Annotated in this window: 21 protein-coding genes; 17 read left to right on the top strand and 4 right to left on the bottom strand. The window is 49.3% G+C overall.

What is annotated here, in order from left to right; genetic code table 11:
- Window positions 1-12: 12 nt before the first annotated feature.
- Window positions 13-1,569, bottom strand: a complete 1,557-nt coding sequence (locus tag BV405_RS01605) for a cryptochrome/photolyase family protein (protein WP_086479099.1) — start codon at window positions 1,567-1,569, stop codon at window positions 13-15.
- Between the two features lie 122 nt (window positions 1,570-1,691).
- Between BV405_RS01605 and BV405_RS01610 the strand changes: the two genes are divergently transcribed.
- From BV405_RS01610 to BV405_RS01620, 3 genes are read left to right on the top strand one after another with little or no spacing between them, the layout of a single operon-like run.
- Window positions 1,692-2,780, top strand: coding sequence for a site-2 protease family protein (locus tag BV405_RS01610; RefSeq protein ID WP_086479100.1), 1,089 nt, complete (start codon window positions 1,692-1,694; stop codon window positions 2,778-2,780).
- Window positions 2,780-2,989 (top strand): DUF3565 domain-containing protein, encoded by a 210-nt coding sequence (locus tag BV405_RS01615; RefSeq protein ID WP_086479101.1) that lies wholly within the window; start codon window positions 2,780-2,782, stop codon window positions 2,987-2,989. The genes BV405_RS01610 and BV405_RS01615 overlap by 1 nt, the downstream gene beginning before the upstream one ends.
- Window positions 2,990-3,040: 51 nt before the next feature.
- Window positions 3,041-5,032: a RecQ family ATP-dependent DNA helicase gene (locus BV405_RS01620; RefSeq protein WP_086479102.1), complete on the top strand. Its 1,992-nt coding sequence runs from the start codon at window positions 3,041-3,043 to the stop codon at window positions 5,030-5,032.
- An 87-nt stretch (window positions 5,033-5,119) separates the two neighbouring features.
- Here the strand turns inward: BV405_RS01620 and BV405_RS01625 are convergent, their stop codons facing one another.
- On the bottom strand, window positions 5,120-5,464 hold the full coding sequence (locus BV405_RS01625) for a DUF6172 family protein (protein WP_086479103.1): 345 nt from the start codon (window positions 5,462-5,464) through the stop codon (window positions 5,120-5,122).
- 271 nt (window positions 5,465-5,735) lie between these two features.
- On the opposite strand from BV405_RS01625, the gene BV405_RS01630 reads away from it, so the two are divergent.
- Window positions 5,736-6,986: a lysozyme inhibitor LprI family protein gene (locus tag BV405_RS01630; protein WP_086479104.1), complete on the top strand. Its 1,251-nt coding sequence runs from the start codon at window positions 5,736-5,738 to the stop codon at window positions 6,984-6,986.
- 16 nt (window positions 6,987-7,002) lie between these two features.
- Here the strand turns inward: BV405_RS01630 and BV405_RS01635 are convergent, their stop codons facing one another.
- Both BV405_RS01635 and BV405_RS01640 read right to left on the bottom strand, forming a co-directional pair.
- Window positions 7,003-7,644 (bottom strand): response regulator, encoded by a 642-nt coding sequence (locus tag BV405_RS01635; protein WP_086479105.1) that lies wholly within the window; start codon window positions 7,642-7,644, stop codon window positions 7,003-7,005.
- A gap of 36 nt (window positions 7,645-7,680) precedes the next feature.
- A complete protein-coding gene (locus tag BV405_RS01640) occupies window positions 7,681-8,961 on the bottom strand; it encodes a sensor histidine kinase (RefSeq protein WP_086479106.1) in 1,281 nt (426 codons plus the stop codon).
- A 185-nt stretch (window positions 8,962-9,146) separates the two neighbouring features.
- Here BV405_RS01640 and BV405_RS01645 point away from each other — a divergent pair, with 185 nt between their 5' ends.
- The 13 genes from BV405_RS01645 (at window position 9,147) to csy2 (ending at window position 25,692) form a co-directional block, all read left to right on the top strand.
- On the top strand, window positions 9,147-9,983 hold the full coding sequence (locus BV405_RS01645; RefSeq protein WP_086479107.1) for a MipA/OmpV family protein: 837 nt from the start codon (window positions 9,147-9,149) through the stop codon (window positions 9,981-9,983).
- A gap of 70 nt (window positions 9,984-10,053) precedes the next feature.
- Entirely contained in the window at window positions 10,054-10,869 is an 816-nt protein-coding gene (locus BV405_RS01650; RefSeq protein WP_086479108.1) for an outer membrane lipoprotein-sorting protein, read from the top strand.
- A 1-nt stretch (window position 10,870) separates the two neighbouring features.
- Window positions 10,871-12,163, top strand: a complete 1,293-nt coding sequence (locus BV405_RS01655) for an ABC transporter permease (protein ID WP_086479109.1) — start codon at window positions 10,871-10,873, stop codon at window positions 12,161-12,163.
- A complete protein-coding gene (locus BV405_RS01660) occupies window positions 12,163-13,548 on the top strand; it encodes an ABC transporter permease (protein ID WP_086479110.1) in 1,386 nt (461 codons plus the stop codon). The genes BV405_RS01655 and BV405_RS01660 overlap by 1 nt, the downstream gene beginning before the upstream one ends.
- 60 nt (window positions 13,549-13,608) lie before the next feature.
- The gene (locus BV405_RS01665; protein WP_086479111.1) at window positions 13,609-14,295 is read left to right on the top strand and encodes an ABC transporter ATP-binding protein; all 687 of its coding nucleotides are present in this window, start codon (window positions 13,609-13,611) and stop codon (window positions 14,293-14,295) included.
- Window positions 14,285-15,619: a hypothetical protein gene (locus tag BV405_RS01670; protein WP_140054416.1), complete on the top strand. Its 1,335-nt coding sequence runs from the start codon at window positions 14,285-14,287 to the stop codon at window positions 15,617-15,619. Before BV405_RS01665 ends, BV405_RS01670 begins: the two co-directional genes overlap by 11 nt.
- Before the next feature lie 222 nt (window positions 15,620-15,841).
- The gene (locus BV405_RS01675; protein WP_245832196.1) at window positions 15,842-16,381 is read left to right on the top strand and encodes a hypothetical protein; all 540 of its coding nucleotides are present in this window, start codon (window positions 15,842-15,844) and stop codon (window positions 16,379-16,381) included.
- 471 nt (window positions 16,382-16,852) lie between these two features.
- Window positions 16,853-17,332 (top strand): PAS domain-containing protein, encoded by a 480-nt coding sequence (locus BV405_RS01680; protein ID WP_086479113.1) that lies wholly within the window; start codon window positions 16,853-16,855, stop codon window positions 17,330-17,332.
- Window positions 17,307-18,608 (top strand): methyl-accepting chemotaxis protein, encoded by a 1,302-nt coding sequence (locus BV405_RS17940; protein ID WP_095533088.1) that lies wholly within the window; start codon window positions 17,307-17,309, stop codon window positions 18,606-18,608. The genes BV405_RS01680 and BV405_RS17940 overlap by 26 nt, the downstream gene beginning before the upstream one ends.
- A 206-nt stretch (window positions 18,609-18,814) precedes the next feature.
- Complete coding sequence (gene cas1f, locus BV405_RS01690; protein ID WP_086479114.1) at window positions 18,815-19,792, top strand: type I-F CRISPR-associated endonuclease Cas1f; 978 nt, start codon at window positions 18,815-18,817, stop codon at window positions 19,790-19,792.
- The gene (gene cas3f / locus BV405_RS01695; protein WP_086479115.1) at window positions 19,789-23,154 is read left to right on the top strand and encodes a type I-F CRISPR-associated helicase Cas3f; all 3,366 of its coding nucleotides are present in this window, start codon (window positions 19,789-19,791) and stop codon (window positions 23,152-23,154) included. The genes cas1f and cas3f overlap by 4 nt, the downstream gene beginning before the upstream one ends.
- The gene (gene csy1, locus BV405_RS01700; protein WP_176330004.1) at window positions 23,138-24,655 is read left to right on the top strand and encodes a type I-F CRISPR-associated protein Csy1; all 1,518 of its coding nucleotides are present in this window, start codon (window positions 23,138-23,140) and stop codon (window positions 24,653-24,655) included. Before cas3f ends, csy1 begins: the two co-directional genes overlap by 17 nt.
- The gene (gene csy2, locus BV405_RS01705; protein WP_086479117.1) at window positions 24,652-25,692 is read left to right on the top strand and encodes a type I-F CRISPR-associated protein Csy2; all 1,041 of its coding nucleotides are present in this window, start codon (window positions 24,652-24,654) and stop codon (window positions 25,690-25,692) included. Before csy1 ends, csy2 begins: the two co-directional genes overlap by 4 nt.
- Window positions 25,693-25,700 lie beyond the last annotated feature (8 nt).

The raw sequence follows: 25,700 nt of genomic DNA on the forward strand, positions 1-25,700 counted from the left end.
TTTTACCTTTCATCAGACCGTTTCTCCGGCATCCAGCTTGCGCAGAAAACTATCCGCCTGCATGCGAATCGCTTTAACCTGAGCATCACTCATCCGATCAAGATTTTTATACACCAGTCCCATGCGCGGGTTGCCTTTCAATGTCTCTTTATTGCGATCCAGAAAGTCCCAGTAAAGATAGTTAAAGGGGCAGGCATGATTACCGGTTTTCTCTTTCACCTTGTAAGTGCAGTGTTTGCAGTAGTCCGACATCCGGTTGATATAGGCACCGCCAGCGGCATAGGGTTTGCTGCCCAGATAACCGCCATCGGCAAACAGAATCATGCCGGAAACATTGGGCAGTTCGACCCATTCCAACGCATCGGCATAAACCAGCAGATACCAGTCGTTGACCTCATCCGGCGACAGTCCTGTCAGCAGGGCAAAGTTTCCCAGCACCATCAGGCGTTGAATATGGTGGGCGTAGGCGTGTTCTTTAGTTTGTTTTACGCATTGGCTGAGGCAGTTCATGCGGGTTTTACCGCTCCAGTAGAACTCCGGCAGCGGGCGCTTGGCATTAAGATAATTGAGTTTTTTGTAGTCCGGCATCTTCAGCCAGTAGAGGCCGCGCACATACTCCCGCCAGCCGAGAATCTGACGGATAAAACCCTCTACCGCATTTAATGGCGCAGCCTGATTCTGCCAGGCTTTTTCCGCCGCACGAATCACCTCCATCGGTGTTAACAACCCGATATTAAGATAAAGCCCGATATGACTGTGAAACAGCCAGGGCTGATCCTGCTTCATCGCATCCTGATAATCGCCAAACCGAGGTAAACGCTGGCTGATAAAGTGCTCAAGCACCTGTAAAGCCTGAGCACGGGTGACGCCATAGTGAAAATCCGCCAGATCGCCGAAGTGCTGAGGGAAGCGTTCACTGACCTGCTGAATCACCTGACGTGTGATGGCATCGGGTTTAAAGCCGAGTGGGGCGGATGGTTGCAGATCTGATGGTAAAGCTTTGCGATTTTCCTGATCGTAATTCCATTGCCCGCCAACAGGTTCGCCATCCTGCATCAGAATATTGAGGTTTTTGCGCATCTGGCGGTAAAACAGCTCCATTCTTAGCTGTTTTCTGCCCTGAGCCCAATCAGCAAACTGCTTTTTTGTTGCCAGAAAGCGGTGATCCGGGCGGATCTCAACGGGAATATTCAGCTCCTCTTTAAGGGCTTTCAGCTGACGCAGCACCCTGTACTCTCCCGGGTGAGTGACCACAAGCTTTTCAAAGGCGACAGGCTGACCCGTAATCGGATCAGGGGCGGTGAACTGCTTTTTCACCGCGTCAGAAAAGCTGTGCAGATTCTCATCAAGGCTATCGTAATGCACATTTAGCCCGCGCTTTTGCAGATCACGGGCGAAGTGACGCATGGCCGAGAGAAAAAACACCAACTTCTTCTTATGGTGCGGCACGTAGGTGGTTTCTTCCGTCAGCTCGCACATCAGTACCCGGTCTTGGGCCGGATCGATATCCTGCAAGCTGGTGATATGGTCATTGAGCTGGTCGCCCAGAATCAGTCGAAGTACAGCCACGGCAAGTTCTCTATAAAGTCAGGTTGTATCCGTTACGGAATTGCCGCGTATATGGTTCTTTGTGCATGGCTTCAGGCATAATAGCCGCAATTTTAAGCGTTTGATTTACAACGGGGATTACCTTGGAACTTCTCAATATCGATTGTTTGGGCCAGCCGTTGCGGCTGGAAGCCTCTATGGCGGGCTGGCAGGTGCTTTACTGGGGCGGACAGGCGGTTGCCGGTAAAAATGCTGATGGTAACGCTGAGGGTGAGTTCAGCCTGAGTTTTGAGCTGACCGACAGCCGAAATGGCGAGGTGATTCCCTGTGAGCTGAGCTTTAAGCTGGGTTGGCAGCCGTTCCAGTTCGACTACCAGCTGAAAATCGCCGGTGAAGTACTGACCGACGGTGAGCGCACGGTAAAAGATATTGAGCGCCAGACACCGGTTGTTGAACCTAAAGTACCGCGTCAGTTCAGTATGGTCGGTCTGCTGTCTCTGGGCATGAAGCTGATCAAAAGCGCCAAGGTGATCAAGGTGGTATTGGCGGGTGCCAGTTTAGCGGCCTATTCCTGGTTGTTTTCGCTGGAGTTTGCTCTGAGTCTGATCGCTTGTCTTGTGGTACACGAATACGGTCATATCCGTGCGATGCAGCACTTCGGTATGAAAACCAAAGGCATCTACCTGATCCCCTTTATGGGCGGCCTTGCGCTGGGTGATGCCAAGATCAACACCCGCTGGCAGGATGTGATGATCTCCCTCATGGGGCCGTTCTTTGGTCTGGGGATGTCTCTGTTGGCGCTGATCGCCTATTGGGTCACGGGCAATATTTTCTTCGCCGGTATCGCCGCCTTCAACAGCCTGCTGAACCTCTTTAACCTGCTCCCAATTCTGCCTCTGGATGGCGGCCATGTGCTGAAAAGTATCAGCTTCTCCATGAACTCCGTTGCCGGTCTGATTCTCTGTGGCGCAGGGGCAGGTCTTGGCATTCTGATCAGTTACAGTTTTGGACTGGCACTGCTGGGTTTTCTGCTGCTGATCGGTACCGCAGAGATCTTTTTTGAATGGAAGCAACGTCACCAAAGCCACCTGCTGCCGCTGGATCGTTACGGTCAAATTTTCTCCGCAATCTGGTATGTGGTAACGGTTGCCGGTTTCTGTGCCGTGATTATCTATCTGGCAGGTACCGGTGATGATCTGCTGGCACTGCCGCTGAAGATTTTGAACTCCTGATGCAGCAAGCCATCACCGGATTCCACACCGATAGCGAAGGCCACTGGGTTGCCCAGTTGGTCTGCGGCCATAATCAGCATGTCCGGCACAATCCGCCCTGGCAGGAGCGGCCTTGGGTGGTTACTCCGGAAGGTCGCGAAGGTATGTTAGGCTCAATGCTTGAATGCAAAAAATGCGATCAGGGTGCGCCTAAGGATGAGCGCCCCTGATCTTTTACTATTCCTTTGGGAATAACACCCTACCGATAACAGGGAGTGTTTATGTCTGAACATCCTCAAACCGCATCCATTCAGGAGCTGAACAGTAAACTCCAGCAAACCTTTGGTTTTCCCGCTTTTCGGGGTGGTCAGCAACAAACCGTTGAGCAGCTGTTAGCCGGGCATTCGTCGCTGGCGATCTTTCCAACCGGTTCCGGTAAATCCCTCTGTTATCAGTTTACGGCATTGCAGCTGCCTCATCTGACCCTGGTAGTTTCGCCTTTGCTGGCGCTGATGAAAGATCAGCTGGAGTTCCTGCACAGCAAGGGCATCGCTGCGGCCAGTATCGACTCAACCCTGACCAATGAAGAGCATCAGCAGGTGGTGCAGGATGCCCGTTCCGGTCGGTTGAAAATTCTGATGGTGTCGGTGGAGCGCTTTAAAAACGAACGCTTCCGTCAGTTTATCGAATCTGTGCCTATCTCCATGCTGGTGGTGGATGAAGCCCACTGTATCTCCGAGTGGGGGCATAATTTCCGTCCGGATTATCTGAAGCTGCCGGAGTACCGTAATCAGCTGAATATTCCGCTGGTGCTGCTGTTAACCGCCACGGCCACCCGACGGGTGAAAAAAGATATGGCGCTTAAATTCGGTATCGCGCCGGAGCATGTGGTGCAGACCGGTTTCTACCGTCCGAATCTGGACCTTAGTGTGCTGCCGCTGCAATCTGGTCAGCAACCGAAAGCGGCTCTGAAGCAGGTGATCGACCAGCAGCAGGGTGATGGCATTGTTTACGTGACTCTGCAGCATACGGCTGAAGATGTAGCCACGTATCTGAGCCAGCAAGGCATCAACGCCACCGCTTATCACGCTGGCTTGCCTAATGAGCAGCGAGAGCAGATTCAGGCCGACTTTATGGCGGGAAAAATCCGCGTTGTTGTGGCTACTATCGCCTTCGGTATGGGGATCGATAAGTCCGATATCCGCTTTGTGGTGCATTACGATCTGCCGAAATCCATCGAGAACTACAGTCAGGAGATCGGCCGTGCGGGACGTGACGGTCAGCCATCCAACTGCATCACTCTGGCAAGTCTTGATGGCGTGCCGGTGCTGGAAAACTTCGTCTATGGTGATACGCCGCTGCGCTCGGATATTCAGCGGCTGATTCAGGCGATAGAGGAGGAGAGCTTTGTTGCCGGAAGCTCGGCCAGCCATTGGGAAGTGCAGCTGTACACCCTGTCAAACCAGACCAATATCCGCCAGTTACCCCTGAAAACCCTGCTGGTGCAGCTGGAACTGATGGGCATCTTAGAGCCATTGCGCAGCTACTTTGCTGAGTACAAGTATAAGTTCGTAGCCGATAAAGCGGTGATTCTGGCGAAGTTCTCCGGTGAACGTGTACCTTTCCTGCAAGCGGTGTTTGAACATACCGCATTCAAAAAGACCTGGGGTGTACCGGATTTTGACAGCCTGTATCAGGCTTATGGCGCGGGTGCTGAGCGCCATCGGGCGATTGCCGCTCTGGATTATCTGCACGAACAGGGGCTGATTGAGCTGTCGGCCTCCAAGATGACTGAAGTGTTTCGGGTGGATATGAGCCGCCTGAAAAATGATGATCCGGTGGCGAAGCTTTATGCCTATGTGACTGAGAAAGAGCAGAAAGAAATTGAGCGTATCGGTGCGCTGATCCGTTTCTTCCAACTGGATCGCTGCCTGACCCACAATTTGTCCCGCTATTTTGATGAAAGCTCCAGCCCCAACGCCTGCGGCCATTGCTCCGTCTGCCGTGGGCAGGTAGCGCATCTGAGTTATGTGCAGGAACCCAAGTGGCCGGATCAGACGCAACTTAAAGCCAATGTTGCTGCCTTTTTGCAGAAGCTGGAGACTGATAGCCCGCTTGATCTCACCGATGAAGAAAAGCGCATCTTAAGCGCCCGCTTCTTAGCAGGTTTAACCCAACCCGTATTCACCAAAATTAAAGCCCGACAGCTGAATGGCTTTGGCAGTTGTGAGCTGCTGCGTTATCGGGATATAGAAGCGGCAGTGACTCTCTGATAGCTTCTGTCTCTCACCTTCAGATACGAAAAAGCCAGACCTAAGGTCTGGCTTTTTTATGAGCATTTACCAAGCGCTTTCGCGAACTTAGTAGTCCTCATCATCCTCAAACGGATCTTCCAGATCGTCATCTTCATCGTCTTCACGCTCAACAAACACTCGGTTTGCCGGTACGGCGATGATTTCCAGATAGAAACTCTGCCATTCCTGAGACTCAGCAAAACTGATCTTTTCATTGATCTCTGCAGCACGAATCACTTCAGCAGTGTCGGCATCGGCACCGAACTTACATTCAAATGCCCAGAAATCAGCACCTTTCGGCAGGGCTTTGTTGCGCTCACGCTTCTGGTATTTTTTGGCTTCGTTTTTAGCGGCTTCGATCAGACGTGGATATTTGATCTTGGGATGGGAAAGCTTAAATGTCTTTTTCATTGGAATCCTGAAGGGTCGAGTTGGGCGATCAGCTGATTACACGCAGTATAGAGCTGATCCCCTGAAATGCGCGGGCATAATAACGGATTTGTGGACGATCAGCTATCGCCAGCAACTTTAAAACGTGAAGAAACAGTAAGAATGCTGTGATCCCTTTGGCATTTGGCTGACCGTCAGGTTTACGCAATTACTCTAACCTATTAAGATCCGAGGCAAATTTTCGCTTGTTCACTCAAGAACACTATTTATTTCAATGGATTAAGGGATTGTTATGAAGCGATTCGCCCGGCTTTCACTCCTGCTGTCAGGTGCTGTGGCCTTTTTGAGTTTACCTGCTCAGGCCGCCAGTTTTGACTGTAAACTAGCAAAAGCCCCCATTGAGCTGCAGATCTGCTCGACCGAATCATTGAGCGTAATGGATGAGGTGATCGGTAAGCTCTATTTTAAAGCCCGTAACCTGCCCGGTCAGGAAGGGCTGAAAGAGAGCCAGAAGACCTGGCTTAAAGCGCGTAATAATGCCTGTGAAATCTCCCCTTTACGTGAGTGTGAACAGGTGTTTATTGACCGTATTGGCCAGTTGTTACAGGCAGTACGTGAGCCACAGCCTGAAAGCTTATCGGTAAAGATGCTTCAGCAGGGAATGTTGGTGCCGACGCTTGACCAGTTGGATCAGTACTCCCGTGAAAAAGCAGAAGCATTGGGGGCGGATATTTATACTCCCTGGCCGCGTAAACAGCTGCTGAAGATGAATATCAGCTCGATTCCGGTCGTTGCTCTGGTTGATAACAAACCTTTCGTATATTTCACTTTTCACAATCCCGAGGTGAGAAAACAGTGTCTCTACGAGTACAACATTCTTGAGAACAAAGGGGTTCAGGGGAAATGTGATATCGGCACGCAGGTTGGCCTTTATGGTGATCAGATTCTGGTAAATCAACACTGGAGCAAAAATGACGAATACTACGGTGTAACCGCAGGAACACTCTTCGAAGGCGATATCTTCGAGGTTGGTATTGATGACAAGCCGGAGTTTTTTGCCAATCAGATTCGTGAGCAGTCCGCCTGGATGGCTTCGAAAGATGGCAATAAGCTGGCGGTAGTGGCCAGGTTCGTTTTTGATGAGGATCTCGCAAGCTCTATGCCTTACCAGCAGAGTCTTCAGCTGGAACGTATGCGTGAGATGACCAATCCTGAAATGCTGAAAGATGCGCGTCCGCTGGTGGTTTATGATCGTGTGACGGACAAAGTCAGCATGTCGCCGGATCTTCTGCCCAACGAGGATGATTATTACTGGGAGAGCATTTTCGGTATTCGCTGGAATGAGGACAGCAAAACGGTTTTCTTCGACAACGAGGGCAGTCGTCTGGCCTGCATCTGGGAGTTTGATCCAAGCGACAACAAGCTCTACAAGATTGTGCCGGAGTCTGAAGCGATAAACCCTTACCCTTTCACGTTAGATGGACAGGACTTTATCGTTTACAGCGTCGATAACAAGATCATGATGGCGGCACGTCCACGTTAGTTTTCCGGGGCTGAACTCAAAGCAGCCCCAGATCAATCGCTTTAAGCACCGCCCGGGTTCGATCCCGTACATCCAGCTTTCTGAGTACAAAAGAAACCTGATTACGGATCGTACCCTCAGACCGACACAGAGCATCGGCGATCTCGCCGTTGGAATAGCCCGCAGCAATCAGGCTAAGCACCTTAAGCTCGCTGTCGGTCAGGGTTTCTATTACGGGGCTTTGATCGTCATTCCGTTTTGGTGCGGCGGTGAGAATCCGGTCGGTTATACCGGGGGAGAGCGCCGTTCCACCCTTGGCCAGTGTTTCAATTGCCCCGGTCAGACGTTCCAGATTGATATCCTTCAGGGCATAGCCTTTGGCCCCATAGCGAATGCACTCCAGCGCCTGTTCCGTGTCATCAAAGGTGGTCAGCACCAGAACCGGCTGCGTCAAATCCTGCTCCCGCATCGCTTTTAAAACGCCTATTCCGTCCAGAACCGGCATACGGATATCCAGCAGGACGACATCAATTTCGCCACCCCGATCAGCCAATAATTGCAGCGCTTCTTCACCGTTGGCGGCTTCAGCCACAACCTGAATATTGTCTTTTAACGCCAGCAGGCTTTTCAGTCCTTCGCGCAGCAGTGTCTGATCGTCAACCAAAAGCACCCTGATCATGGCTTAAATTCCTTGTTTCTGAATATTTAGCGTCATTTAGAACACATCCGTTTCGACAAACGGGATAGTGATTCGGATCGCAAAACCCTGTTCGTTGTTGTCTGCCTCCAGCTTGCCATCAAAGGGGGCGAGCCGTTCAGCCATGCCGGTTAGGCCATTTCCGGCCTGATGGGGTTGAGCAGGTATCCTGGCTTTTTGGTTGCCGTTGTCCTGAATCGTCAGGCAGGGGCCGCAATCATCCTTCTTTAGGCTGATTCGTATCTGGTCGGCCTGACTGTGCTTCATGCAGTTGGTCAGGGCTTCCTGAACCGCATGGAAGAGAGCGCCCGCCAGTTGTGCATTACAGATGGTCAGATCGGGATCGGTCTCAAGCTTTACTTCAAGCTTCGGCAGGTTACTGCAAAGGGTTGTCAGCGCCGTTGCCAGATCGATTTTACGTTGTTCCCGCAAGGTGCTGACGGAGCTTCTAACATCACTGAGCAGCAGGCGGGTGATCTGCTGAGCCTTGGCAATATGTTCTGGCGCTTGCTCTGCTTTGCAGTGGTTAGCCACTTCCAGCTGAATACTGAGTCCCGTGAGGTGGTGGCCGAGGGTATCGTGCAGATCCCGGGCGATTCTCAGACGTTCATCCCGTGCTGCGGTGTCATGCAGCAGAGTTTGAGTGGCCTTTAGTTCCCGCAGCAGATTGGCGGATTGCGCCCTAGCTTCCCGTTCAGAGTGCAGCCGAATAGCAAACATATAGGCAAAGGTGTTGTAGAGAGTAAAAGCCAGACCGTTTATCAGCACATGGCTTTGGCCATTAGCACCGGCATCGAAAAGAGCAATCAGAACGGGCAGCAGAATTACGGGAAGAATCTGCATCGGTTTCAAGCCGTAATCCACCAGTTTGACCAGATAGATAATCAACAGAATAGCGACCAGCCCGATATGGAAGAAAAGCAGCAGGCCGCAGAGGATCAGCAGGGTGCCGATCAGTATCGGTGTTGCCAGCTTGGGCCAGCGCTGACGGAAAAACTCGGTATAGATCAGGTAGAGCAAAAACAGGAAGAAAGCCCCGCAGACCAGAATCAGATTGGTGAGGTTCGGCTCCGGCAGATAATCCGGTCGTATCTCAGGTGCGATCCAGGTTTCAAAGGTATAAAAGCCAACAAAGTCCCAGGTCAGCAGCGCCAGTAAAAACTCGTAATGTTCCTTCACACGACTGAAAAAATGGCGCAGAGGGCTATTTTTTTTGTCCCCTGCTTGTTTACCGCTTGCTTGTTTACCCCTTGGATAGCTCAGAGTCTGGTTTTTGGCGGGCTGATTGTTCTGATCCATCGGGCTTTCACATCCGGGCTGTTTTTATCTTATGTTTAGGCCGAAACTTTAGCGTTTTTAACCGTTTAAAGCGATGTGATAAATGTCACGATGGGGTTTGTGACATTTGCCACAAGCGGCCTGCCGGTTCAGTCCATAAACTCGCTTTCAAATCATTTGATCGATTTATCACAGGAAGCGAAGTCATGATCCAGCCCCACGGAATGCCAACACAACAAGTACCTTCACAACAAGTACCTTTTACTTCTCGCTCAGTTCTTGCCCTGTTACTAGGGCTGACGACTGCTACTGTCACCAATGCGCAGCCACAACATCAAACGGATCAGGTGCGTTGGGAGTTTGGCGTGATGGCCAGTATGCTGGAAACACCCTGGAAAGGTCTGTCGGCTCAGTCCACGGCGCTGCCTTTTGTGAATGCAGAAGTGGGCAACTGGCGTTTTGGACCTAAGTACGGCATCGCGCAATACCAGATCAATCTCGATGCTGTTCAATACGGCATTGGTGTTGGCTATCGGGATGAGAGTTACGAAAGTGACTGGATTCCGGGCTTTAAGAAATCGGACGCACCAGAGCTGGAGGGTTACCAGTCCGGTGGTGGTGATCTGACTCTGTTGACCCGTGTGCGTTATCAACGCCTTGCCTTAAAACTGGAGCAGGATATTTCCGATAACTCCAATGGCCTGACGGCTGAGGCCAAGATAGAACATCCGATTTTCGGCCGAGGCTTAGGCTGGAACCTAAAAGCCCATGGCGGCATCTACTGGCAAAGTGAAGATTACGTGCAGCATCTCTTTGGTATCTCCGGTAGCAATATTGATTCTGCCAAAGGCCGAACAGCTTATACGCCGGAAAGTGCTTTGAATCCTTTTGTGGGTATCAACACCAGCTATATCTTTGATCGCCAGTGGGGGCTGCACGGCTTCTACCGCTTTGAGCGACTGGACAGCACCATTACTGATAGTCCGATTGTGAGCGAAAAGAACAAACAGGCTCTGGGGATGATGTTGACCTATCGGATGTAAGCCTTTATCCCAAAGAGATAGAATGATCTTAATGAGTTTCCCCAGAGAGTCCGGCATGCAGGAGAGCAGAATGGAAAGTCGCCGTCGAAACATCACATCACTAAAAGTATTAACGGCTTTCAGGCTGATGCTGGCGGCAGCCTTGCTGATGTTGGCCGGGTTTCAGAATGCATCGGCTGATACTTCACCAAGTGAGCCACTGACTGCAAAACAGCTGCTGGATCATATCGATCAGCTCTGGCGGGGAAATACCTCTCACACGTTAATGCAGATGCAGGTGAAAACCCGCCGTTATCAGAGAACGATGGAGATGGAAGCCTGGTCCATGGGGGATGAACACTCGCTGGTGGTGATTCAGCAACCCGTTAAGGACAAGGGCATTGCCACCCTCAAGGTGGAAGAGAATATCTGGAACTACCTGCCAAAGATCAACCGGGTGACCAAGGTGCCAGTCAGTATGATGTCCGGTTCCTGGATGGGCAGCCACTTTACCAATGATGATCTGGTGAAAGAGAGCAAGTTTGCCTCCGATTACGACTCTGAGATCACCTTTGAAGGCAAACGGGATGGTCGTGCGTTGTATGAGATTACGGCGATTCCCAAACCGGATGCAGCGGTTGTCTGGGGTAAGGTGGTGATGGAGATCGATCAGCAGACGCTGGCTCCGATCCGCACGCTTTATTTTAATGAGCAGCAGTCTCTGATCCGTTCCATGTTGTTTGAAGAACTGCAGCAGATCGGTCGTTATCAGGTGCCTATGGTGATGCGACTCCTGCCGGAAGATAAACCCGGTGAGTCCACCGTGATCACTTACAAGTCCATCGAATTTGATCTGCCACTGGAGCCCCGCTTTTTCTCCCTGCAGAATCTGAAGAGCGGACTCTGATATGAAACCACTTTTTACCACCTTGTCGCCGGCACTAACTCATCCTGCGATGCTGGTCTTTATGGGCTGGCGCAATATCTGGCGTAATCCGGTACGCAGTCTGCTGACGGTTTCTGCGTTGGCGGGTGGGTTGATAATTGTGATTCTCTTCTCTGCCTTGCTGGAGGGAATGTCCCGGCAGATGGTGCATTACGCCACCAACCTCACCAGCGGGCATATTCAGTTACACCGACAAGCCTATATCGACGATCAGGATCTCTATGCCACCCTGCCGTGGGATTATCTGACAGCGTTAGAGCAGCGCTTTCCTCACTTAACCTTTGCCCCCCGTTTGCAGGCTGCTGGACTTGCGAGCAGTAAGGATAGTTCTACCGGCGTCATGCTGCGTGCTGTTGATCCCAAAAGGGAAGGCAAGGTAACAGTTCAGCTGGATAAGGTCGCGAAGGGGCGTTCAGACCTCAGTGATAACCGCGTGCTGGTGGGCAAAAGTCTGGCGAAGAAACTGGCCCTAAAACCCGGTAGTGAGCTGATTCTGGTCACTCAGGCCGCCGATGGCAGTATTGGTAACGCCATCTTTATCGTTTCCGGAATTCTTAAGCCTCTGGAGCCGGGTTTTGATCGCGCTGGCATCCTGATGTCGATTGATAATTTTCAACAACTGATGGTGCTGAGCGAGGGCTTTCACGAACTTGCCGTGCATCTGACGCAGCCTGAGCAGCTGCCTCAGATTCAGCAGCAGCTGATCCAGGCCATCACGGACTTACAGCAGCAGAAACCGCTGGATGAATGGGGTGGTGCTGCGGTTGTACGCAGCTGGCAACAGCTGACGCCCATGGTGGCGAACATGATGCAGATGAGCCAGTCCATGCTCACCGTGATCGGATTTATTGTGGTTGGCCTCGCTTCAATGGGGCTGGTAAACACCCTGCTGATGGCGCTGCATGAACGTCGGCATGAACTGGGTATTTTGCGGGCGATCGGTATGAAAGGGCGTCATCTGATGCTGCTGATGCTGATTGAATCCTTCTTTCTTGCGCTGCTGGCGGCACTTTTAGGTGCGGGTCTTGGTTCGCTGGCGGGTTTGTGGCTGGAAAGCCACGGCATTGATTTCAGCAGCCGTATGCCGGATGGCTACGACTGGGGCGGACTGGTGTTTGAACCTGTGATGACCGCCTATCTGAATCTGACTCAGGTGGCAGGGTTAAGCCTGCTGATGGTGACGGTTGCCCTGTTGAGCGCCCTGATACCCAGCTGGCAGCTGATCAAACTGAAACCTGCGGAGGTACTGCGCTGATGACTTCTGTTTCCTCCGGTTCCATGAAAAGACAGCACGCTGCCGGTTTGCCCTTGGCCTTGCTGCTTCGGCTGGCGTGGCGCAATCTCTGGCGTCATCGTAAGCGCACCCTGATCACTCTGACCTCCATTGCGATTGGCTTTGCCATGGCCGTGATCTCCATCGGCATTGGGGATGGCAGCCATAACAGCATGATCCGTAATGCGATCACACTGGGTGAGGGGCATCTGGCGATTCAGCCGAAAGGCTATCTGGAAGCGCCATCAAACAGCCTGATGATTGCTGATGGGAAAGGGCTGACGGATCAGCTTCAGCACCCCCTGAAGGCGCTTGCTCAGCAGGGCATTCAGGTCAGTGCAATTCCGCGAATCTCACTGCAACTGCTCGCCAGCACAGCGAATAACTCCGTTGGCGTAGGACTGGAATCAGTCTCCGGACAAGCCGAAGATCCAAGATCAGAGCAGTTGAGAAAAGGGCTGATAGTCGGCGACTGGTTATCCGAAGAGCAGGAAAATGGCATCGTTCTGGGACAGGCGCTGGCAAACAAGCTGAAAGTTCGCCTCGGCAGCAAGGTCGTGCTGATGGCGGGTACGCAGGGTGGTGATACCACGGCTCAGTTAGGACGGGTTCGGGGGATTTTTCAGACCGGGATGGATGATCTGGACAGTTATCTGATTCTGGCACCTTTGGAATTGGGCCGGTTATTCCTCAAGGCAGAGCTAACGGCAACAGGCGCTCAAATTGAAACCAAAACCAAAACGGAAATTGAAGCCGAAACCGCTCAGCCACTGACCCGAATCGCCTTGTTTGTGTTACCGGCGGGAGCCGCTGATCAGGCTCAGTTGCTGCTGAATAAAGCGATGAACTCATCTCTGAATAGCCGACAGCTGGCTTTACTGGACTGGCAAACCCTGATGCCGGATCTGGTGCAGTTTGTGGCGCTGGATGATGCCGGAAACTACGTCTTCTTGCTGCTGATTCTGATTATGGTGCTCTTTGGCATCATCAATACGGTGCTGATGAGTGTGCTGGAGCGCACCCGGGAATTTGGCCTCCTACGGGCGCTTGGGCTGGCGAGGATTCAGCTGATGTTGCTGGTTTGTGCCGAGGCGTTTCTGCTCAGTGTGTTGGCGCTGCTGTTTGGCTGGTTGTTGGGCGGAGGCCTTCATCTGGTGCTCTCAGCGAATGGTCTGGATCTCTCCGGCATGATGGGAGACAGCACCGCTATTATGGGCACCTATATGGACCCTGTGATTCGCCCGGAGCTTTCTCTGAACCGCATCGTGCAGCTTAGTGGTGGTATTTTTCTGGTGACCTTGCTGTCTGGCCTGTATCCCGCCATTAAGGCCAGTCGGGTCGCACCTGTTGATGCATTAAAGACCTGATGGGACTGAATGCCACCTTTCACGCGTTCCCGTATTGAATCGATTTTATAAGGACATCCCATGGCACTCTTAAGCCTGAGCAATATCAGCAAAATTTATCAGCAGGGCGAGCTGACGGTTCCTGCGTTGCAGGAGGTTAACCTGACTGTTGAGCAGGGTGAGTTCGCGGCTCTGGTTGGTCCATCCGGCTCCGGTAAAACCACGCTACTGAATATTATCGGCGGGCTGGATACGCCTTCTGAGGGGGAGGTGATGCTGAACGGGCGGGATATGACCCGACTGAGTGAAAGTGAGCTATCGGATTTTCGTCTCTTCGAGCTGGGTTTTATCTTTCAGGCCTACAATTTGGTACCGGTGCTCTCAGCGCTGGAAAATGTTGAGCTGATTATGGTGCTGCAGGGCAGACCGGAGAAAGAGCGGCGTGAGCGGGCAGAACACTTTCTGACCTTAGTGGGTCTGGCGGATCAGATGGATCGTCGTCCATCCGGGTTAAGCGGTGGTCAGCAACAGAGGGTTGCGGTTGCCCGGGCGTTAGCCGCTGGGCCACGTCTGGTGCTGGCGGATGAACCAACCGCGAATCTGGACTCCGAAAACGCCACTGCTTTGCTGGATATCATGTACACCCTGAGTCAGGACAAAGAGCTGCAAACGACTTTCCTGTTTTCCACCCACGATCCACGGGTAATGGAGCGTGCCAGACGGATTATTACCCTGAGAGACGGGCGTATCGTTGCTGATGAGTGCTGATCGAATGATAAGGTTTAACCCGACGTTATGTTTTAGTGTCCTGATCACCTTAGTTTTCGTAAAGAGCACATGGGCTGATGAGAGCTGGACGCTTGATAGCTGGAACGTGGAGAACAGCGCCCGCCTGTCAGGCTATGGCGGCTTCTACGGTGACGACAGTTCTCAGCTGTTTGACAATCGCCAGCAGCAGTTGAGCCTGCGCCTGATGAGTACGGGAAGCTCATCGGATCAGCAGCACACCCTAACTGGACATTTGAAACTCCGTCATCAGACCTTTTCTTCCCCCTCTGTTGCTCAAGGTTCATCTGAGTCCGCTATCGACTATTTTCGTGCTGCTGAGATCAGTGATAATCGGCTTTGGAACTCCTGTGATGAGGTAAGTCAGGGGGATATCTGCTTTCAGGGCGGTTACGATCTGGATCGTCTGTTTTATCGCTATCAGCCGGATTCCGGTCAGTATCGTGTGACCCTTGGACGACAGGCTATTGATTGGGGAACGGGCCGTTTCTGGCAGCCGTTAAACCTTTTTGGCAGCTTTGCCCCGACAGATCTGGATACCGATTACAAAGCAGGCATCGATGCCTTGGTGGGCGAGTATTACCCCGGCTATTTCTCTTCAATAACACTGGCCTATCTGCCAACGTCTCATGCCATTAAAGAGCAGATAATAGCCAACACAGGGGTAGATGAGGATTCGCTGGCGCTGCATTACCGTACCCTGATGGAATCCGGGGGCGAAGTGACCTTACTGGCAGGACGGGTGATGCAGCGCTCAACACTGGGCTTTGCCTGGGAGAGCAGTTTTGATCTGACGGATAATCTCTCCGGAATAGGCTCCCGAATCGAAGCCGTGTTGTATGAACAGGATGGCGTTTTATCAGGCTCAGAAGGGCAAACAGAAAAACGAAGTGCCCTGATGATTGCTGGTATGGATTATCAGACCCAAAGTGATAACGAACTACTGGATGGCATTCTGATCAATCTGGAGTTGTATCAGGCAAGTAACGGTGCCGATAAAGCATCGGAGCTAAACAAGGTTCGTCAGTCGGCACTGGTCAAACAGGGAATACAGCCTCAGCTCTCAGAGCAGGTTATCGGTCTTGGTTTGGGTAAAACCCTCTCGCCTCTCTGGCAGGGCAACTACACCGGCTTGTTCAGTACCTTGTCCGGCGGAGCTTCACAACTGCATCAGATCAGTGCGGTCTATTCCCTAAGTGATGAGAGTGATCTCTTGCTGTCTCTGCTTTCCAGTTATGGCTCGGATGCCTCTGAGTTTGGCCCTGTACCCACCTCCCTGTCGGCACGGCTGAGACTCTATTTCTGATCCTGGCTTAATTTCTAGTGACTGGTCAGTTCTAAAGTTGGGTTTCAATCCAGCATTTCTAACTGTCTGATTCGCGGCGGTTTAATAAAATACCCTTTTAAATCATGGTGTTAAATTTTTTGGTGATTTAAAAAGGTTTCCCTAAATGAGATTTTTTCATTGGAGATAGGGCTTGTTAGGCTAGCGGGGGTTAATACTTAAGTTTAATGACAAGGTGGTCAAATGAACCCGCAAACCAATCTTCTGATCCGTACCTCTTTTGCCAAGCTTTTCACTGTTATCTTTCTGGTTTTGGCTCTTTCAATTGTTGTCTCCCTTATTTTCGACATTATCAATGATCTGCTGAGCGGCACGAGCTTTATGCAGATTTTTCTCGGAAGTATTAATACCGGTGTGATCGCCCTTGCGGTGTTTGAACTGGCGCTGGTGATCCACAAGGAATACTCCGGAGAAGAAGCAGAAGATGAAGATCCGGTGGCAGCGTTAAGACGAACGATTCCCCGTTTTATCGGTACGGTCTGCGTCGCTCTCTCTTTGGAAGGGCTGATTATGGTAATCAAGTACAGTCAGTTCGATCTCGCGGGCAATCTCTACTATCCCGTAGCGATTATCAGCAGTACTGCATTTCTGCTGATAGCCCTTGGTGTGTTTATCTTTCTGAGTGACAAAGCGAGAGTTGGAAACCCAGCAATGACCGATAATAACATTCGCAACGATCAGCCCTTTGATGAGCCGAGGCAGGTGGCGGAATTAGCCCGTTGAAATTAAGTTTTGATAAAGACTGCGTGCCGGATAATCGCGGTAACAGGATATCCGGCTCTGCACGCTGGTTTATTTCATGCTTAGCATGCTGCATTTTGTTTATAAAGAGAGTCCAGTCGCCTTGATGTTAGTGCTGTTTGCAAGTGAAGTACCGCTCAGGCACAACTTTATTACTGAATTGTTAATACTTTTGTCACAATCCACAATTTTTATCCGGTTTGCCATTGCTTCTTAATCAATCAGATTGTTTAATTCCGCCCTCTGTACTTAGATAAGATTCTTTTAATATCCATTTAATGGCGGTTAATACCTCTTATCTGACCATCTTTTTGCGAGTTTTCATCATATTCATTACCTGACGGTTTCCGGTTGTTGCGGGAAGCATAGTCTGATGTTGCCAATGATTTGGCGACCATAAGTGAGGTTATTTTGAAGTCTAGATCGATTCAGCCAACACAGGTTGAGCGAAAAATGCGTACGGATGACTTTATTGTTTCCAAGACCGACGCAAAGGGAAGAATTACCTACTGCAATCCGATTTTTATCGAGTTCTCCGGTTATACCGAGCAGGAACTATTGGGCAAACAGCACAATATTATCCGCCATCCGGATATGCCCAGAACCACCTTCAAACTGGCATGGGACACCATTCAGTCTGGTCGTGAGTTCTTCGCTTATGTGAAAAATATGAGTAAAGACGGCAGCTACTACTGGGTACTTGCGCACATGACACCTGATCTGGGTTCAAACGGTCAGCCTATTGGTTACACCTCTGTTCGTCGTTGCCCGCGTCCTGAAGCCATTGAACGTATCGAATCCATTTACGAAAAGATCCTGGCTGCTGAGCGTGCTTCCGGTGCCCGTGATGCTCTTGCTGCAGGTGCCAATGTACTTAACGACTTTTTATTAAAGGAGGGTAAAAGTTATGAAGAACTTGTTCTCTCTATCTAACCCTGTATTAGCGCCAGCTTTGATCCTGGTGCTCGGCTGCGTAGTGTCTTTCTGGGTGTCTGCTGCCCCTCTTATAGCAAGCGTGGTGGCTATTATCTGGATGGTGGCGGTTATGATCCGCCCTCAGTCGAATAGCGAGGCAGTGGAAATTCGTAAGCTGTTTGAGAATGTAGCTAAAGGGCGTCTTGAGCATCGTCTGCCGAATACCCTGAACGATCCTGAACTGGATAAGCTGAGAATTGAGATCAACTCTGCACTGGATCAAACGGAAACCGCTTTCCGCGAGATTCTGGGTACGGTTCGGGCATCCGGCAATGGAATGTATCATCGACGTTTGCAGGTAGCGGGTCTGAATGGCACCTTCCGTAGTGTTCTGGAAGAGATTCAGAAAGTATTGGATGAGGCTCAGCGTACTCAGGAGATTGTGGATCGCGAATCTCTGTTGTCCCGTATTTTCCTGCGTTCTGAACGGGGCATGTCCTCGGCGATGTCTACCGCGAATACCACGCTGGAAAATGTGAACCAACAGGCAGAGCATATTTCCGGGTTCTCCAGAAGTTTCTCTGAAACGGCAGAGTCTATGGTGGGTGCATCCCAGCGTATGTCACTGGCACTAAAAGAAGCGGGGCAGTCTGCGGAGTCCAGTTTCTCTGCTTTGCAGGCGATGTCTCAGGCGGCATCGGAAATTCAGGGGCGCAGCAGCCAGATTGATGACCTTGCAGGTCAAACCAACCTGCTGGCGCTGAATGCAGCGATTGAAGCTGCCCGTGCCGGTGAAGCCGGACGTGGCTTTGCGGTGGTCGCTGATGAAGTGCGCAGCCTTGCGGATCAGTCCCGGGGCACGGCTCAGGAGATCTCAACGTCCATCCATACCATGATGGAAACCCTGAACTCCATGACGACTCAGTTTGAGATTCTGCGTGAGGCGGTTGAAGAAGCCCGTGAAACCTCTGGAGTGTTCGGTGAGACACTGAAGTCCTCAGCTGAGTCTGCCCAAACGGTAAATAGTCAGGCGGGTGAGATTACTCAGCTGGCAAACGTAATGGGTAACTCGATGAAGCTACTGCGCAGTGCTCAACGTGCCCGTGAGGATGTGAACTCTATCCTGAATGGCCAGCCGATTGAGATCCGCAACCTTTCTGATATCGAACGAAAAGCGATCGATATGGCGGAGCAGGGGCGCTGGTCAAAAGACAGTAGTGACCGTGAGGCTTTGGTCGGAATCTACGATCAGGTGTTCACGGATATTGAGCGTCAGTTGAGTGGCTTGCGATAGGCTCAGAAACGAATAGCTCTCTGATCTGAAATGCCCCGTTATCTGAAAAGATAACGGGGCATTTTTTTAAGAAAGATCTTGAACCTATGGCATTACAGACCGTTAGAAAGAAAAGATGTATGTTGTCTGATTAAGAGATTGAATCAAAGGTATGCTTCAATCTCAGACTTCTGTAAGCAGTTACTAAAGGAATAGGAAAAGTAGCTATGGACGATTTTTCTCCGTCAGATCTGAAAGCTATTCTGCATTCAAAACGTGCCAATCTGTTTTATCTGGAGTACTGCCGGGTGATGCAGAAAGATGGTCGGGTGCTCTACCTGACCGAGGCCAGCAAAGAAAATCTCTACTTTAATATTCCCATCGCGAATACCACGGTGCTGTTATTGGGTAATGGTACGTCTATCACACAAGCGGCCATGCGTATGTTGGCGCAGGCAGGCGTTTTAGTCGGCTTTTGCGGTGGTGGTGGCACGCCTTTGTATATGGCCTGTGAGGTGGAGTGGTTAACCCCGCAAAGTGAATACCGTCCTACGGAATATCTTCAGGGCTGGATGCAGTTCTGGTTTGATGACGATAAACGTCTGAGTGCCGCGAAGCAGTTTCAGAACGCCCGTATCGAATATTTGCAGCGTATCTGGCAGAAAGACCGTGATCTTAAACTTGAAGGTTTTTCTGTCAGTGACACGCTTATTGAAAAAGCACTGGCGACGTTTTATTCCCGCACCGATGCTGCAAAGCAATCCTCAGACCTTTTGCTGACAGAGGCTCAACTCACCAAAACACTCTACAAACACGCAGCAAATAATACCCAATTGGGTGATTTTTTCCGTCAGCATCAGGCTCAGGACAAAGCCAATGCTTTTCTGAATCATGGTAACTATCTGGCTTATGGCCTTGCTGCCAGCTGTTTGTGGGTTTTGGGTATTCCTCATGGTTTTGCCGTCATGCACGGCAAAACCCGGCGAGGGGCACTGGTGTTTGATGTGGCGGATCTGATTAAGGATGCCTTGGTGCTACCCTGGGCTTTTATCTGTGCCAAAGAAAATGCCACCGAGCAGGAATTCCGTCAGCAGGTCTTGCAGGCGTTTACCGATCATAAAGCACTGGACTTTATGTTTGATACGGTCAAAAAGATTGCCCTGCAGAATATGTCCGCACAGGAAATTGAGGAAAAAAACCTATGATGGTTACCTTTGTTTCCCAGTGCGAGAAAAAAGCTCTGGCACGAACCCGGCGGGTGTTAGACGCTTTCGCCAATCGAATCGGCGATAACACCTGGCAAACCCTGATAACAGAGGAAGGGCTGTTAACGGTTAAAAAGATGCTGCGTCAAACGGCCAGTAAAAGCACAGCTGTCAGTTGCCATTGGATACGTTCCCGATCCCGTAGCCAATTGCTTTGGGTGGTGGGTAATAAGAATAAGTTTAACGGGGAAGGAATTGTGCCGGTTAATAGCACTGAGAAAGACCTACTCATTAAAGAACGATTCGCACTGAATGCTGAAGTAATCGCTAATCTGGCTGCAATAGCGGGCTTTTTTCATGATATCGGCAAATCAAATCAGCTATTCCAGAATAAGTTAGATGTTGAGAAAAAAAGCCAAATATCGGAACCACTTCGGCACGAGTGGATATCTTTGAGGCTATTTCAGGCTTTTGTTGGGCAGCAAACAGATCAGCAATGGCTCAGTAAGCTTGCTGAGGTCAATAACTCAACAGAAGACGAAGTACTTGAGGCGCTGCATAGTTACAGAGACCTTTTGACCACAGATATTCCTTGTCCGTTAACTCATCTTCCACCTATTGCCTCGACGGTGGGCTGGTTAATTGTTTCTCATCATAAACTGCCTCAATACCCGTTTGGTTTGGATAATCCACCTGACTTAGCCGCTATCAATCAGTGGCAATCAATTTTTGAACCATGCTGGAATTCACCGCAAGTTACATCAGAGCAGTGGTCAGAATCAGATATTGCCAGGAACTGGAGTTTTCCGGTGGGTACTCCGTTTAAAAGCGCATTCTGGCAGAACCATGTATCGCGTCTTGCTAAAAAAGTTTCGGGTTGCCTGCGACTATTTGAACCCGAGTGGCAGACGAATTTATCGACCAAGCATCTTGCTCGGTTGTCTCTGATGCTGGCGGATCATGCTGAATCTTCCAGAAAAGATGTTGAGAATAATCTGTCAGATAGAAACTACCGTGCTTATGCCAATACAGATATGGATGAACAAGGTCAACGCTATCAAAAACAGAAACTGGATGAGCACAATATCAGAGTCGGAGAATTGGCTTATAAGATAGCACGGGATTTACCCGGTTTAAGGGCTTATTTGAAAAAGCTCGATAGAGTAAAAGCGCTTGAAAAGCCCGTGCCATCCAAGTTTAAGAACGAATTCGGTTGGCAGGATAAAGCAACTGAATTAGCTGGAAAAATCAAAGATCAGACTAAAACGCATGGCTTCTTCGGAATATCTATGGCCTCCACAGGCAAAGGGAAGACCCGTGCTAATGCCAAAATTATGTACGCCTTATCTGATGAAGGCCAATGTCGTTTTAACGTGGCTTTAGGTTTAAGAACACTCTCTATTCAGACGGCCAATGCACTGAAGAAAGACTTGTTTGATTCGGATGATGCCAGTCAGAAGTTAGCGAATCAAAATATTGCTTTGTTAGTGGGATCTCAAGCGGTCAGGGATTTACAGCAAGTTCCTCTGACAGATGACTCTAGTGCGGATGCAGACCATGGTAGCCAGTCCAGAGAGTCCTTGCTGAAAGATGAAATTGCGCTATTAGATGACTTAGATACTGAGCTGCTGGAGCAAATTTCTTGGTGTAAGCATGACCTTAAAATCCTCAGGTTACTTCATGCACCAGTACTGGTAAGCACCATTGATTATCTGATACCGGTGACTGAAGGAGTAAGAGGAGGGCGTCAAATTGCTCCAATGTTACGTTTATTAACTTCTGACCTTGTATTAGATGAACCCGATGATTTTGGTCTGGATGATCTACCTGCATTATGCCGCTTAGTGAACTGGGCTGGTATGTTAGGCAGCCGTGTATTGCTTTCTACGGCTACCATTTCCCCTTCTTTTGCTACCAGTCTGTTTGAAGCTTATCAAGCAGGGCGCAAGCACTTCGTTCAGGCAAACGGTGAGCAAAATGGAGAAAACAAAATCTGTTGTGCATGGTTTGATGAATGCAATAAGCCTCACGAAAAGTTGGTGCAAGATAGTAAAGAATTTGCGCAAGAACATAATGGTTTTGTTGCCAAAAGAGTTAATAAACTCACTAAGAAGCAAGTTTTAAGAAAAGGCAAATTGGTTGATTTAAATACCTCTTCAGCTTCTACACCCAGCGAAGCGTTTGCTCAGCGTATCTATCAATCCATTACTGAGCTGCACTCACAGCACTCTGTTTTATTCGGTGAGAAGTCGGTATCTATTGGTTTGGTTAGAATGGCGAATATCAACCCTCTGGTGCATATCTCGCAGCAGTTACTTGAAATGGCCGCACCCGAAAATACTCAGATTCATTACTGCATTTATCACAGCCAATACCCTCTTCTACAGCGTACCAGCATCGAGAAAATGCTTGATCGAGCACTTAAACGCCATAAGGAAGAGGATTGGCAAAGTTGTTCTGGTATCAAAGAAATTATTGAACAGACAGATACCCAACATCACATCTTTGTAGTTTTGGCGACATCCGTAGCTGAAGTTGGGCGTGATCACGACTATGACTGGGCTATCGTTGAGCCAAGCTCCCTGCGTTCAATCATTCAGCTGGCGGGACGGGTTCAACGTCACCGCATGCAGCCGCCGAATCAGGAAAACATCCATATCCTGACGCAAAATTATAAAGCTCTGAAGAGGAAGGCCCCTTGTTTCGAAAAGCCAGGATTTGAAACAAAGCTCTTACGTTATTCCTCATCGGACTTAAAAGCGTTAAAAGTTGATGCTGACCTGGAAACAATTAATGCCATCCCGAGAGTGTTGTATAAACCAAGCCAACCGAATGGACGTCCTGATTTAACAGTTACTCATCAATTCAATAAGTTTTCAGAGCTTGAGCATTTTGCGCAGATGATAAAGCTGAAAGGTAGCCCAAAACAGAATAATTATGCCGCTCATTGGTGGCAAAGCGATGTGACATGGTGCGGTGAAATACAGCGCTTACAGCCATTTAGACGATCAAGAAATAGTGATGACTTCTGTTTAGCTCTGACCCGGGAGAATAAGCCTGTCTGGCAAAAGAAAGCTCAGGGCGTTTATCCCTCAGAATACCTTAATACCTCAGATATCAGGATTCCCCGAAAAGCGCTGGATTTAGGAGCAGGGGTGAGTATTTGGCATCAGTTTGATCTGCAGTCAGAGATTGAGCATCTGTCTAAAGCTTATGGCAAAGCTGAATCAGAAACGCTACAGACTTATACCCATGTAGCACTGGAAGAACTGGATGATAACGCAGCACAGCAGTGGCAGTATCAGCCAGAGTTAGGGATTTATAAAATATTGCGAAAGGATGAGTATGGTGATGGTAAGTAGTCAAACGTCTCAAACGCTGGCTAAGGGCATAGAGGTTTACTTAGCAAAACGGCGAGATGCGAAAGAAGAAAATTATCTGAAATCTAAACCGCAGACAAAAAAAGGAGTTGTGAGTAAGGGAATAAATACCCGGTTGCTCAGCATTGCAAAGCGTCTGTGCAGTGACAGTGATGCCGTTAAAAGCGTTGAGAAAACCAAGAAAACAAAAGAACAAACTGCTTTGGCTTTTCAGCAGCAACAATATCAGGCACTACTTTCTTTAATTGGTGAAGAGGTTGTTGATAGTGAGCTGCATGATCTTAAAAGTGAATATGAAGGCTTTGTCGCTGAGCTTAAACAACAACATAAACCATCGGCTTGGCTGGATGAATGGGTCGATAAAGCCAAAGATATCAGCTTTGCGACACATGTCGCCAAACTGACTCATTCCAGCAGTAAAGGAAGTAGTGTTTTAGATGCCTCCAAGTGTCGGGACAATCGTTATCTCACAACTAACAGCCTAGTTGATCCCAGTATTGATACCGCATCTTCTAATGCGGCCTCTCTGCCTGTAGCCGATATTTTAAAAGTCAGTAGCGATGGCTATTCAGTGCTGGACTGCTTAAAAGTTGATTCTTATGAATTCTTTGAAGTATTTACAGAAGATCAGGCCCGGATTCAACGCTGGGTGAGTGGATTAAAGCAAGCCTATGACAGTGATAAGAAGCAAAGCTATTTCTTATCGAAGCAGGTCTACTTTCCAATCGCTACAAATAACTACCATCTATTGTTACCGCTTACATCCTCATCACTTGCCCAAGCAATGCATTTAGAGTTTCGTAAATTCTTTGATGATGAAGTGCAGGTAAAAGCCAGAGACCAGCGAAAAAAGGGTAAGTACAGTCCAACGGTATTAATTAGCTACCCAAACAAAGCTAAATTAAATATCACAGGGTCCAATCACTCCAACGCATCAGCATTGAACGGTGTCAGAGGTGGGAAAATAACTCTGCTATCTGCCCAGCCGCCACAATGGGCAATGCAACCAGTCGGCTTTCGAGACGGCGATGAGCTTTTTAACAAGCAGTTGGCGTATCAGTTGATGCCGGAAATTCAGACGCTACGGAAATACTTTAAGATACTCAAAAACAAAGCCCTTAGTGATAGTAAACCCGAACGTCGCAAGGCTATTGTCAATAAATTAAATGACATTATCAGCGAGCTGTTTGACTTCATTTTAACCGTGAATCACAACCAGAAGCCGGGTTGGACGCTACAAAGTAAACTACCCGTTGAGTATCAGCTGTTGTTTGAGCCATGGCGGGATGATGACATCAGTAAGGCAGAAAAAGTAACAAACGCGTGGCAGAAAGAACTGTGTAAGGACTTTTCATTTTGGCTAAGTAAACAACTCAACGAAAAGAGAAGACTTGAGTTGAACCCTCAGCAAATCAAAGGCCTGGAAAGAGTATTTGCTCTGCGCTTAAGGACGTTTGTTGCTGCACAGGAGGTTGCATTATGAGTCAGTATCTCGTCTTAAGCCGTATCAAAATTCAAAACGCCAATACTATCGCGGGTTTTACTTGGGGCTTCCCCTCAATCACGCAATTTCTGGGTTTCACCCATGCATTGAATCGTAAATTCTCTGACAGTTATGAAGGTGATTATCCCTGCGAGTTTACGGGCTGCATCGTGATTGCCAACAAAGTTGATAACAAAGTCTATCAACCAAAAGAGTTTGCTGATTTAGAGTTCTTACAAAGCAAAAATCCGCCGGTTCTAGCGAAGCATAAAAGCAACTCTCCTCCCATCATTGAGGAAGGCAAAGTTAATCTGACGGTGAGCTTGGTGCTTGAACTGGACAAACCTTTATCCCTCACATTAGAGCAGATTGACAAGCTTGAGAATCACATCGAATTGTTATGCCGCTCTATGCGTATTGCCGGTGGTTCTGTACTCGATATGGACAGAGTGAAACTTCTGTCCGCAAGTACAGAGGAGCAAGAAAACGCCATGCTCAAAAAAGTACAGCAGCTTTGCATGCCGGGTTTTGCCTTAAAAGATCAAAGTGATTTTCTCGCACAGCAGGTAGAAAGTATCTCTACAACTGTGGGCAAAGACCTATCTCAACCAGTATTGGATGCCTGGCTTGATTTTTCAGCTCTTAAATCGACAGCAAACCCCAAGCTAAAAGAAGGGCAAACCGAACCGGATGAACAGACTGATGCATCCTGGAGCTATGAGAAGAGAAAAGGCTATCTGGTGCCACTTATGGTTGGTTATAAGGCAATAAGTGAGGTTTATGATGCAGGCCAGGTTGAGTGCACCCGAGATCCAAGTACCCCTACTCGTTTTGTAGAAGCGATTCACTCAATCGGTGAGTGGCTCAGCATGCACCGGGTTCGCAGACTTGAAGAATTTATCTGGCGTTATCACCAGTGCGATGAGTGGTACTTATGCCAGCAGGGTTCAAATAAGCCAGATAAAGCAAATATCTCCGAAATTGATCAAAACCAGTCTCAATTCGATATTGATGAAGAAACGCTTAACTTATTTTAAGGATGAAA

Origin of the sequence: Oceanospirillum sanctuarii (assembly GCF_002150805.1) — a bacterium.
Classification (GTDB): domain Bacteria; phylum Pseudomonadota; class Gammaproteobacteria; order Pseudomonadales; family Halomonadaceae; genus Oceanospirillum; species Oceanospirillum sanctuarii.